Source organism: Streptomyces hyderabadensis (genome assembly GCF_020404845.1).
In the GTDB taxonomy this organism is placed as follows: Bacteria; Actinomycetota; Actinomycetes; order Streptomycetales; family Streptomycetaceae; genus Streptomyces; species Streptomyces hyderabadensis.
The window spans coordinates 14532-25159 of the sequence record NZ_JAIOJZ010000001.1 but is presented as its reverse complement, the minus strand read 5'-3'; the positions used below and the strand labels follow the sequence as shown (position 1 = coordinate 25159).

Here is a 10628-nt window from a genome sequence, read left to right as displayed (position 1 = left end):
CCCCGCCCGCCGCGGACCGTCGGCCGTCGGACCGAAGCACGACGCATGTCGCACAGGAGGCTGGAGCCATGTCGCTGCCCGAGATCGTCACCCGCGCGGACTGGCGCGCGGCGCGCGAGGCCTTACTGGCCAAGGAGAAGGCGGCCACCCGCGCGCGTGACGCCCTCAACGCCGAGCGGCGCGGGCTGCCGATGGTGGAGGTCGACAAGGAGTACGTGTTCGAGGGCGGTGACGGCAAGGCCACCCTGCTCGACCTCTTCGAGGGCCGCGAGCAGCTCGTCGTCTACCACTTCATGTTCGCGCCCGAGTGGGACGCCGGCTGCCGCAGCTGCTCGGCGTTCCTGGACCAGATCGGGCATCTCGCGCACCTCAGGGCCCGCGGCACGTCGTTCGCGGCCGTCTCCCGGGCGCCGTATCCGAGGATCCTGCCGTTCAAGGCGCGGATGGGCTGGACGCTGCCCTGGTACTCGTCCTACGTCAGCGACTTCAACACCGACTTCGAGGTGACCCTGGAGCACGAGGGCGAGCTGGTGGAGCGGCCGGGGCTCAGCTGCTTCCTGCGGGATGGCGACCGGGTCTTCCACACCTACTCGACGTACGAGCGCGGCCTGGACGGGCTCGGCTCGACCACCAGCCTCCTCGACCTGACCGCGCTCGGCCGGCGGGAGGCGTGGGAGAAACCCGAGGGGCGCGCGTCGGCTCTCGGTGCGCCCGCGGGCAGTGGGAGAGTGCGTTATCACGACGAGTACGAGGACTGAGACGCTCGGTCACGGAAACGTCCGAACGGCCGAGACCCCGCTCACACTTTGCGGTGAACGGGTGTCAACTACGTCTCAGTACCATCACCAGGCGAGGCGTTCGCTCCATGGTTGGCGTTTAACTCTACGAGTACAGCGCTACATGGAGGTGCGGAGTGAACGGGCGAACGGTGCTCGAACGCTTTCCCGCCGGCGGACCGCGGGGATCCTGGCCGGCGGAGGAGTTCGCCCAGGCGCGGCGTCTTGAGGGTCTGCCCGCCGAGGTCGTGATGGACCTCGCCACGGACATGTTCCTGGTCGTCGTGCGCGGCGGCGAGGCAGCGGGCGACGCGGCGGCCTGACCTGCCGCGCCCGCGCCGGTGCGCCGGCTCCTACGCGCTGACCGTCCGCGACCAGGTGGGCGTCGTGTCCGTCAGCCGGCACAGGGCCAGATACAGCGGGATGGGCGGCGTGTAGGGAACCGTGCCGTCCGAGCGGTGGATGAGCGCGGGCAGGTGCGCGGCGCCGGGGACGACCGCACCGGTGGCGTAGCGCGCGGGCGCGGGCCATTCCAGGGCGTAGTCGGAGTCGGACGGAACGATCCACCACCAGTGCGTCTCGTCCGCGTAGATGCATCCGACGCGCGGCAGCCGGGGCAGCACCTGCTGGCCGAGCCGGGCGGGCACCGCCACCGCGTCGCAGCCCAGCGGCGCCGTCATGCCGTCCGGCACGGGCAGTCTCAGAGGTGTCCCGGCGGTGTGCCGTCCGCGCTGGAGGCGGACCATCGTGTCCAGACCGAGCGGTCGGACGCCGGACGCAGCCCTCATAGCCATGCGGTCCCCGTTCCGCGGAGTGTCTCCCGGTCCTTGCGGCTCTCTCCGGTCCCCCGGGCGCCCCGTGCCCGCCGGTCCTCGCCGCGGCGGGACTCGGCCTCGACCTCGCCGTCGTCCCCGCCGTCGTCCGCCGGACCGGGTTTCGGCCGGGCGCCCCAGCCCAGGTCGTCGTGGGGCTCCAGGGGGTCCTGCGGTCCCTCGGCCCGGCGCGGCAGCTCGGCCCAGACCAGCAGACCGGGGCCGTGCTCGTGGGCGCCCCAGGCGTCGCACAGGGCGTCGACGAGGAGCAGGCCCCTGCCGTGCTCGTCCTCGGGCTGCTGATCGGCCGAGGGGTGGGGCTGGCCCGGGGCGCAGCCCTCGTCGCGCACGGCTATCCGGACCAGGTCGTCCACGTCGTGCAGCTCGCAGACTATGTGTCTGCTCGCCGTGTGCACGATCGCGTTGGTCACCAGCTCGGAGACCACCAGGGCCGCCGTGTCGCAGGTGTCCTCGCACACCGCCCAGCCGCTCAGCCGGGCCCGGGTCAGGCGTCTGGCCTGTGAGGGAGAGCCCGGATGGGCGGCCAGCTCGAAACGGAACCGGCGCTCGGCGGCGGAGGCTCCCGAGGAGCCGGCTCCCATGGCGGCACCGAGGCCCAGGGAGCCCGCGGTGGCGTCTGTTCCTAAGGGCGCGGACGGAATCACGCTTGCCACTATCGCCCCGCCGTGAACACTTGGCAAGTGTCACTCTGAAAAATGCAGAGTGCTGTGTGACGTTCTGGACGGCCGTGGCACACTGCTCGCAACAGCACGTCGAGCGGCGCCACTTCAGGTCGTCGAAGGCCTCCCCGGGTTTTCGAACAGACCTTCGAATGGCGCCGCCGGGCTGTCCGCACCAGGACGCTCCGGGGCTCGCCGAGGCTGTCCGTACAGGGGAACAGGGACGCAAGGACTCTTTCGGGACTCTTCAGGAGGTGGGCGGTGAGCGAGCCGCGGTCCGCGCCGACGGTCGGCCAGGTCGTACTCGGCCGGCGCCTGCTGGACCTGCGGGAACGTGCCGGCCTCAAGCGCGAGGAAGCCGCCCGCATCCTGCGCGTCGCCCCCGCCACGGTCCGCCGCATGGAGATGGCCGAGGTCGCCCTCAAGATCCCGTACCTCCAGCTGCTGCTGAAGGCCTACGGCGTCAGCGACGAGGAGGCCGACGCCTTCGTCCGGCTGGCCGAGGACGCCAACAAGCCGGGGTGGTGGCAGCGCTTCCACGACATCCTCCCCGGCTGGTTCTCGCTGTACGTCAGCCTGGAAGGCGCGGCGTCCCTGATCCGCGCCTACGAGCCCCACTTCGTCCCCGGAGTGCTGCAGACCGAGGACTACGCGCGCGGGGTGCTGCGCTCGGGCGCCATCGGGCAGACCCGCCCCGACGACATCGAGCGCCACGTCGACCTGCGCATGCAACGCCAGGAACTGCTCACCCGTAAGGACGCACCCCGGCTGTGGGTCGTGATGGACGAAACCGCGCTGCGCCGCCCCGTCGGGGGGCCGGAGGTGATGCGCGCCCAGATCGACCGGCTGCTCGAGGCCACGAAGCTGCCCAACGTGACGCTGCAGATCGCCCCGTTCTCCAGCGGGCCGCACCCCGGCACGTACGGGCCCTTCGTGCTGTTCCGATTCGCCATGCCGGAACTCCCGGACATGGTCTACAGCGAGTACCTGACCGGCGCCGTCTACCTCGACGCGCGTGCCGAGGTGGCGACCCACCTCGAGGTCATGGACCGCATGGCGGCGCAGGCCGCCACGGCACATCGCACGAAGGAGATCCTCCGGGATCTCCGCAAGGAGCTGTGAATGAACCGCATCAAACCCCAGCGTCCGCCACTGACCCGCGGCGCGCGGATCTACAACGGCATGCCCGCCCGCGACCTGGGCAGCGAGGGCTGGCACAAGCCGTGGAGCGGAGGCAACGGAGGCAACTGCCTGGAGGCGATGAAGCTCGCCGACGGGCGGATCGCGGTGCGCCAGTCCACCGACCCGGACGGGCCGGCGCTCATCTACACGACGGCCGAGATGACGGCCTTCATCCAGGGGGCGAAGGCGGGAGAGGCGGACTTCCTTCTGTCCTGAAACCGTCCTGGAACACATGTCCGTTTGATTGTTGATTTTAAGCTGTTTGGCACTGAGTTGGTCACCCATCGCGACGAGGACTCAACACCTGGGAGTGCGTCATGACCGGGCAGCACAGCACCGCCGGGATCGACACGAGCAAGCCGCACCCCGCGCGGATGTACGACTGGTATCTCGGCGGAAAGGACAACTACCCGGTCGACGAGGCGATGGGCCGGCAGATGCTCGCCCTCGACCCGAGGGTGCCGGTGATGGCGCGGGTCAACCGCGCCTTCATGCACCGTGCCACCCGCTGGCTGGCGGGCCAGGGCATCCGGCAGTTCCTGGACGTCGGCACCGGGATACCGACCGAGCCCAACCTGCACCAGGTCGCCCAGGAGACCGCGCCCGACGCCCGCGTCGTCTACTGCGACAACGACCCCATCGTGCTGGCCCACGCCGCCGCCCTGCTGCGTGGCACGCCCGAGGGGGAGACCGAGTACCTCCAGGCCGACGTCCGGGACCCGGACGCCGTCCTGGAGGGGGCGGGAAAGATCCTGGACTTCGACCGGCCCGTCGCGCTGTCGCTGGTCGCGCTGCTGCACTTCGTCCCGGACGAGGACGGGGCGCACGACCTGGTCCGCCGGCTGCTGGACGCGCTGCCGTCCGGCAGCCATCTGGTGATGACCCACGCGACGGCCGACTTCACCCCCGAGGAGTCGCGGGCGGCCACCGAGAAGCTCCGCGCCGCCGGGGTCACCCTGGCCCTGCGTTCGCGCGAGGAGTTCGCCCGCTTCTTCACCGGCCTCGACCTGGTGGAGCCCGGAATCGCGGTGCCGCACCTGTGGCACCCCGAACTGGGCGATCCGGTCGCCGGCCAGGACGACGGGATCATCCCCGGGTACGGGGCGGTGGCCCGCAAGCCGTGACGGGTCGGGCGGCCTCCCCGCGCGTGGTCGGGCGGGAACGACCGGGCCGCCCCGCGCGCAGAAGGACTCAGACGAGGGCCAGCACGTACGCCATCGCCGCGGCGGCGGAGGCAACCGCACGGACGTGGTTCCAGGCCGTCCACTCGCGCACGTACGCGGGCCAGCGGTCGGCCGCCTCCGCGGAGCCGGGCTCCAGCCGGAGCAGCGCGTCGTTGCGCGGCACGTTGGCCGCCACGGTGACGCCGAACGACCCGGCCAGGTACAGCCCGCTGCCCAGCAGCAGCTCCACCGCCGAATCCTCCGGCCACAGCACCAGCGTGACCACGGCGGTCACCGCGGCCAGCAGCGCCGTCCCGAGGAACACGGACATGAAGGCCGGTCTCACCGCTGCCTTGTTGATCGCGTTCATCGCGGCGACCCCCTGCGCGGGCGGCAGCGCGGCTAGCCCCCGCATGACGAAGGTGGAGAACGCGCAGAAGACACCGGCCGTCAGACCGGTCCCGAGCACGCCCAGCACCACCAGCACGACGTACGGTCCGTCACTCATGTCCGTCAACTCCCACCCGTCCGGTCAGCTCCCACCCGTTCGACGGCTCCGACTCGCTTCGGCTCCCAGCCGTCGATCACCCAAGTCAACCCCCGCACCGACACGGTGACCATGGCCGAGCGCCCCGGGTCCATGCGCGAGCGTCCAGGCGGGCGGGGGCGGCGACCGACCGACGGGGCGACCGTCGTGACGGCCGGTGCGGGAGCTGACGCATCATGGGCGGGTGCGACTGGAAGCGATCACCTGGGACCGGCTCGGCGACCGGCTCGCCGAGCGACTGCTCGACCTGAAGCCCACCGACGGCAGTGCCTGGACGCGCGTCGCCCTCGACGGCGCCCCGGCCGCCCGCCCCGGCGACCTCGCCGAACGGCTCGGTGAGGCATTGCGCGTCCGCGGCCGCCCTTCGCTCGCCGTCGGGACGGAGGGCTTCCTGCGGCCCGCCTCGCTCCGCCTGGAGTACGGACACCGGGACGCCGAGTCCTACTACAGCGGCTGGTACGACACCGGCGCCCTGTGGCGCGAGGTCTTCGACCCCCTCGGCCCCGGCGGCGACGGGCGGGTCCTGCCCGACCTGTGGGACCCGGTCACCGACCGGGCCACCCGCAGCGCCTACGTCCGGCTCCCTCCCGGCGGCGTGCTGCTGCTCCACGGCCCCTTCCTGCTCCGGCACTGGTTCCCCCTCGATCTGAGTGTCCATCTCGTCCTCACCCCCGGCGCCCTGCGCCGCCGCACCCCCGAGGCCGAGCAGTGGACCCTGCCCGCCTTCGAGCGCTACGACGAGGAGACCGACCCGTCGGGCACCGCCGACGTCCTGGTGCGCGCCGACGACCCACGGCATCCCGCCTGGAGCGGCTGACCCCTCAGAGCCAGCCGTTGCGCCTGAAACCCCGGTGCAGCGCCAGGCAGCCGACGGCCATCACGCCCATGACCAGGCCGTAGCCGTAGCGCCAGCCCAGCTCCGGCATGTGGTCGAAGTTCATGCCGTACACCCCGCAGACCATCGTGGGGAGGGCGATGATCGCGGCCCAGGCCGTGATCTTCCGCATGTCCTCGTTCTGCGCGACGGTCACTCGGGCGAGGTGGGCCTGGAGGATGGAGTTGAGGAGTTCGTCGAAGGCCGCGATCTGCTCGGTGGCCCGCAGCAGATGGTCGGCGACGTCGCGGAAGTACGCCTGTATCTCCGGGTCGACCACCCGGAACGGCCGCGTGGCCAGCTCCTCCAGCGGCCGGCCGAGCGGCACCACGGCCCGCCGCAGCTCCAGGAGTTCGCGCTTGAGCTGGTAGATGCGGCCGGGGTCGACCCGCGCGCCGTTCTCCGCGAACACCTCCGTCTCGACGTGGTCGACGTCCTCCTGGACCGACTCGATGACGCTCAGGAAGTCGTCCACCACATGGTCCGCGATCGCGTGCAGCACCGCCGACGGCCCCTTGGCGAGCTGTGCGGGATCGGACTCCAGCCCTTCCCGCAACGGTCCCAGCGAGCCGTGCCGCCCGTGCCGCACGGTGATCACGAAGTCGTGCCCGGCGAACACCATGATCTCGCCGGTGCTCACCACCTCGCTGGTGGCCGTGAGTTCCTCGTGCTCCACGTAGCAGACCGTCTTGAACACGGCGAAGAGCGTCTCTCCGTACCGCTCCACCTTGGGTCGCTGGTGCGCCTCGATCGCGTCCTCGACCGCCAGCGGATGCAGCTCGAACAGCTCCGCGATCCCCGCGAACTCCTGGTCCGTCGGCTCGTGCAGACCGAGCCAGACGAAACCCGCCCCGCGCCCGCGCATCCGCGTCACCGCCTCGACCGGATCGCCGCTCTCGGGCAGGCGGACACCGTCCCGGTAGGTCACGCAGTTCACCACCGAGGAACCCAGCGGGGAACGGGCGGGGTGGCTCAGGTCCACCCGCGGCCGTCGGCGGGTCAGCCGTGCCATCTTCCGGAGGCCGCCGACCCTGTCCAGCCCCGTGACCTTGCGCAGATTCCCTGCCATGGTCATCCCGAATCTCCTCGCGTGGGTCCCCTCGCGCCGTGCTTCCCGCGCCTTGGCAGGCCAGTTTGCCAGGTCGGCGGGCACGGCGAACGAGCCTGTGGAAAGCGGAGATTCCGCTTGGTTCCCGCCTGTGGACGGATCGCTCGGGGTCTCGCACACGTCCCCGTCCCGACCGCACCGGGCCCCGGAGGAGGCCCTCGTGCCGGAGCGTCGTCCCCTTCGGACAAGCGGGACGACTGGGATGATCGGGGCATGACGCGAACCGACGGATACCTCCTCGACAACGCCCGGTCCGAGGCGGCGGAGCGCTTCGACGCCTTCGCCACGCTCTTCGACCCCACGACGTTCCGGCACCTCGGCGCACTCGGTGTCGGTCCCGGCTGGCGCTGCTGGGAGGTCGGGGCCGGAGGCACCTCCGTGGTGTCCTGGCTGGCCAAGCGGGTCGGACCGACCGGCAAGGTCCTCGCGACGGACATCGACACCGCACGGGTCGCCCCGGCCGGCCGGCCGCCGGTCGAGGTGCGGGTGCACGACGTGGGCGCGGAGGAGCCGCCGGGGGAGGGCTTCGACCTGGTGCACGCACGGCTCGTCCTGGTCCATGTCCCCGACCGGGACCGGGCGTTGCGGTCGATGATCCAGGCCTTGCGCCCCGGTGGCCGCCTCCTGGTCGAGGACGCCGACCCGGCGCTCCAGCCCCTGCTCTGCCCCGACGAGCACGGCCCCGAGCAGCAGCTGGCGAACCGGCTCCGGCACGGCTTCCGCCAACTGCTGGCCCAGCGCGGCGCCGACCTCTCCTACGGCCGACGGCTGCCCCGGCTGCTCCGGGAGGCCGGGCTGCGCCGAGTGGAGGCCGACGCCTACTTCCCGGTCACCTCGCCCGCGTGCGCCGCCCTGGAGTCCGCGACGGTACGACAGATCCGCGACCAGCTGGTCGCCGCCGGGGTCGCCACCCACGACGACATCGACCGCCACCTCGCGAACGTCGCGTCCGGCGGCATGGACCTGGCGACCGCGCCGATGGTCTCGGCGTGGGGGCGCAAGGGGTGATCTCCCTCCAAAGGGGTGACCCCCGGACCGCTACCCGTCGGCCGGCCGCCGACAGGCAGCCCGGGGCGGTCTCCCGCCCACCCGCTCGACCGCCCGCGCGCCCGCCCGGCATCCGGCGGCCGCCGCATCCCTCGCCTCCGCGCCCGTGAGCAGCGCGGCGAGGAACGCGCCGGTGAAGGCGTCACCGGCCCCCGTGCTGTCCCGAGGCGACGCCGGGACCGCGGCGACCCGTGCGCTCACGGCACCGGACCGGGCCACCAGGGCCCCTTCCGCCCCCTGCTTGACGATCACCAGCGGAACATGCCGGCTGAGCTTCGCGGCCGCGTCCGCCGGGTCGGGCAGGCCGGTGAGCAGACACGCCTCGTCACGACTGGGCAGCAGCACGTCCACGCCCTCGACGAGACCGAGGAAACGGTCGACGCCCAGCGCGGTGAGGAACCCGGCCGACGCCGGGTCCAGGCTGACCGGCACTCCTCGCGCGCGGGCCGCCGACAGGGCGACCGACACCAGGGCGCGGCTCGGCTCCGAGAACACCAGATAGCCCGAGAGGTGCAGTCGGCCCACGCCGTCGAGCAGCGTGTCCGACCAGTCGTCCGGCCCGATCCGCAGCGACGCCCCGCTGTCCGTGAGGAACGTCCGCTCGGCCGCGTCGGCGGTGTCGACCAGGCAGATCACCGTCCCCGTCGGCGCCGCCGCGTCGACCACGAGGAGCGGCCGCACCCCGCACGCCGCCAGCTCCCGTGCGTGCCACGCGGACGCGTCGGTGCCCACCCGGCCCAGCAGCCGCACGTCCCCGCACCCGGTGTGCGCCGCCCAGCAGGCCACGTTGGCACCCGCCCCGCCGGGCAGCCGCCGCACCGAGGCGGCGGTGTCGGTACCGGGCGCCAGCGGTCCCCGGTGCCGGGCGACGACGTCCGTGACCACGTCCCCGACGACCAGCAGCGCGCCGCCCGGCGTACCGCCCGTCCCGGTCACGCCCCGGTCCAGGCCGCGGCGATGCGGGCCGCCAGCCGCACGTTCCCCCGCACGGCCGCCAGGTTGGCGCTCATCGAGGCGCCGTCGGTGAGCCGTACCAGGCGTTCCAGGAGGAACGGCGTGACGGCCTGGCCCGTGATCCCCTCCGTCTCACAGGCCCGCAGCGCCTCGGCGAGCACGCGCGCGTGGAGCACCGGATCGAGCTGCTCCTGCTCGGGCACGGGGTTGGCGACCACGAGCGCGGACCGCGGGCCGTCCAGCGCGTCCTGCGCCCGCATGACCGCCGCCACCTGCTCCGGGTCGTCCAGCCGCCAGTCCACCGGATGTCCCGAGTCGGACAGGTAGAAGCCGGGGAAGCGGTCCGTCCCGTACCCGGCGACCGCGACCCCCAGCGTCTCCAGCCGTTGCAGGGTCGCGGGGACGTCCAGGATGGACTTCACGCCCGCGCAGACCACCGTGATCCGGGTGCGGGCCAGCAGGCCCAGGTCGGCCGACTCGTCCTGCGTCACCGTCCACTCCCGGTGGACGCCGCCCAGCCCTCCGGTCGCGAACACCCGGACGCCCGCCAGCGCCGCCAGCAGGGCGGTAGCCGACACGGTGGTCGCCCCGCTCGCGCCGGAGGCCACCGCGAGCGGCAGGTCCCGGTGCCCCAGCTTGCGGATGCCGTCCTCGTTGGCGACCCGCTCCAGCTGCTCCTTGTCCAGGCCGACGTGCGGCCGTCCGTCGAGCACGGCGATCGTCGCGGGTATGGCGCCCTCCCGCCGCACCGCCTCCTCCAGCTCCCGCGCCACGAGCAGGTTGCGCGGGCGCGGCAAGCCGTGCGCGATGATCGTGGACTCCAGCGCCACCACGGGACGGCGGGCCTCCAACGCCTCCCGTACCTCTTCCGACACCACCAGCGTCACGTGTCCGCCTCCTGTCGAAGGTCTGACTCGGCTACGGTCTCCCTCATCCCTGGCGGGCGGGGGACCGCGCCAAACCCCGCCGGGGCCGGAAGACACCTGCCGGAAGGCACCCCTTGCGGCCGCCGGGACCGGCCACGAGCCTGGGAGCCATGACGGACAACACCACACGTCTCGACCACGTCGTCCTCTGGGTGCGCGACCCGGTCGCCGCGGCCGGCTTCTACGAGAAGAACCTGGGCTTCGAACCCCTGCGCGTCACCGAGTACGCCGCCGGGACCGTGAGCTTCCCCTCCGTACGTCTCAACGACGAGACCATCCTCGACCTCGCACCGCACACCATGGCGGACCGCATGCGCATGCTCCCCGGCGCCGACGCCAGTGCCGGGCACCCCGTCAACCACATCTGCGTGTCCCTGCCCCCGGACGACTTCGACGCCCTGCGCGCACGCCTGCAGGAGCAGTCCATCCCCGTCTCGGACCTCTCCCACGACTCCTACGGCGCCCGCGGCATGGCGAGGCGGAGCTTCTACTTCGGCGACCCGGACGGCAACATCATCGAGGCCCGGCACTACGAGTGACCACCACGGGCGACGCCCGC

At 72.6% G+C, this 10628-nt stretch carries 14 protein-coding genes; 8 read left to right on the top strand and 6 right to left on the bottom strand.

The window, feature by feature from the left end; translation table 11 throughout:
• Positions 1–68 precede the first annotated feature (68 nt).
• Together K7854_RS00125 and K7854_RS00120 are read left to right on the top strand one after the other, a co-directional pair.
• Positions 69–758, top strand: coding sequence for a DUF899 domain-containing protein (locus tag K7854_RS00125; protein ID WP_226024253.1), 690 nt, complete (start codon positions 69–71; stop codon positions 756–758).
• A gap of 155 nt (positions 759–913) precedes the next feature.
• Positions 914–1099: a DUF8839 family protein gene (locus K7854_RS00120; RefSeq protein WP_226024252.1), complete on the top strand. Its 186-nt coding sequence runs from the start codon at positions 914–916 to the stop codon at positions 1097–1099.
• Positions 1100–1129: 30 nt separating this feature from the next.
• On the opposite strand, the gene K7854_RS00115 is transcribed toward K7854_RS00120, so the two are convergent.
• Both K7854_RS00115 and K7854_RS00110 read right to left on the bottom strand, forming a co-directional pair.
• Positions 1130–1570 carry a hypothetical protein gene (locus K7854_RS00115; protein WP_372480973.1) on the bottom strand — a complete coding sequence of 147 codons (441 nt, stop codon included), beginning with the start codon at positions 1568–1570 and terminating at the stop codon, positions 1130–1132.
• A complete protein-coding gene (locus tag K7854_RS00110) occupies positions 1561–2262 on the bottom strand; it encodes an ATP-binding protein (protein WP_226024251.1) in 702 nt (233 codons plus the stop codon). The genes K7854_RS00115 and K7854_RS00110 overlap by 10 nt, the downstream gene beginning before the upstream one ends.
• 267 nt (positions 2263–2529) lie before the next feature.
• On the opposite strand from K7854_RS00110, the gene K7854_RS00105 reads away from it, so the two are divergent.
• The 3 genes from K7854_RS00105 (at position 2530) to K7854_RS00095 (ending at position 4574) form a co-directional block, all read left to right on the top strand.
• Positions 2530–3390: a Sco1979 family transcriptional regulator gene (locus tag K7854_RS00105; protein WP_226024250.1), complete on the top strand. Its 861-nt coding sequence runs from the start codon at positions 2530–2532 to the stop codon at positions 3388–3390.
• Positions 3391–3666, top strand: a complete 276-nt coding sequence (locus K7854_RS00100) for a DUF397 domain-containing protein (RefSeq protein WP_226024249.1) — start codon at positions 3391–3393, stop codon at positions 3664–3666.
• Positions 3667–3767: 101 nt separating this feature from the next.
• Entirely contained in the window at positions 3768–4574 is an 807-nt protein-coding gene (locus K7854_RS00095; RefSeq protein WP_226024248.1) for an SAM-dependent methyltransferase, read from the top strand.
• Positions 4575–4641: 67 nt separating this feature from the next.
• On the opposite strand, the gene K7854_RS00090 is transcribed toward K7854_RS00095, so the two are convergent.
• A complete protein-coding gene (locus tag K7854_RS00090; RefSeq protein ID WP_226024247.1) occupies positions 4642–5121 on the bottom strand; it encodes an anthrone oxygenase family protein in 480 nt (159 codons plus the stop codon).
• Between the two features lie 223 nt (positions 5122–5344).
• Between K7854_RS00090 and K7854_RS00085 the strand changes: the two genes are divergently transcribed.
• On the top strand, positions 5345–5977 hold the full coding sequence (locus K7854_RS00085) for a nucleoside/nucleotide kinase family protein (protein WP_226024246.1): 633 nt from the start codon (positions 5345–5347) through the stop codon (positions 5975–5977).
• Between the two features lie 4 nt (positions 5978–5981).
• Here K7854_RS00085 and K7854_RS00080 read toward each other — a convergent pair whose 3' ends face one another.
• The gene (locus tag K7854_RS00080; RefSeq protein ID WP_226024245.1) at positions 5982–7109 is read right to left on the bottom strand and encodes a magnesium and cobalt transport protein CorA; all 1128 of its coding nucleotides are present in this window, start codon (positions 7107–7109) and stop codon (positions 5982–5984) included.
• 246 nt (positions 7110–7355) lie between these two features.
• Between K7854_RS00080 and K7854_RS00075 the strand changes: the two genes are divergently transcribed.
• Entirely contained in the window at positions 7356–8150 is a 795-nt protein-coding gene (locus K7854_RS00075; protein WP_226024244.1) for a methyltransferase domain-containing protein, read from the top strand.
• Positions 8151–8180: 30 nt separating this feature from the next.
• Here the strand turns inward: K7854_RS00075 and K7854_RS00070 are convergent, their stop codons facing one another.
• Together K7854_RS00070 and K7854_RS00065 are read right to left on the bottom strand one after the other, a co-directional pair.
• Positions 8181–9125, bottom strand: a complete 945-nt coding sequence (locus K7854_RS00070; protein ID WP_226024243.1) for a carbohydrate kinase family protein — start codon at positions 9123–9125, stop codon at positions 8181–8183.
• Positions 9122–10030 (bottom strand): pseudouridine-5'-phosphate glycosidase, encoded by a 909-nt coding sequence (locus K7854_RS00065; RefSeq protein WP_226024242.1) that lies wholly within the window; start codon positions 10028–10030, stop codon positions 9122–9124. Before K7854_RS00065 ends, K7854_RS00070 begins: the two co-directional genes overlap by 4 nt.
• Before the next feature lie 149 nt (positions 10031–10179).
• Here K7854_RS00065 and K7854_RS00060 point away from each other — a divergent pair, with 149 nt between their 5' ends.
• Positions 10180–10608 (top strand): VOC family protein, encoded by a 429-nt coding sequence (locus K7854_RS00060; protein WP_226024241.1) that lies wholly within the window; start codon positions 10180–10182, stop codon positions 10606–10608.
• Positions 10609–10628 lie beyond the last annotated feature (20 nt).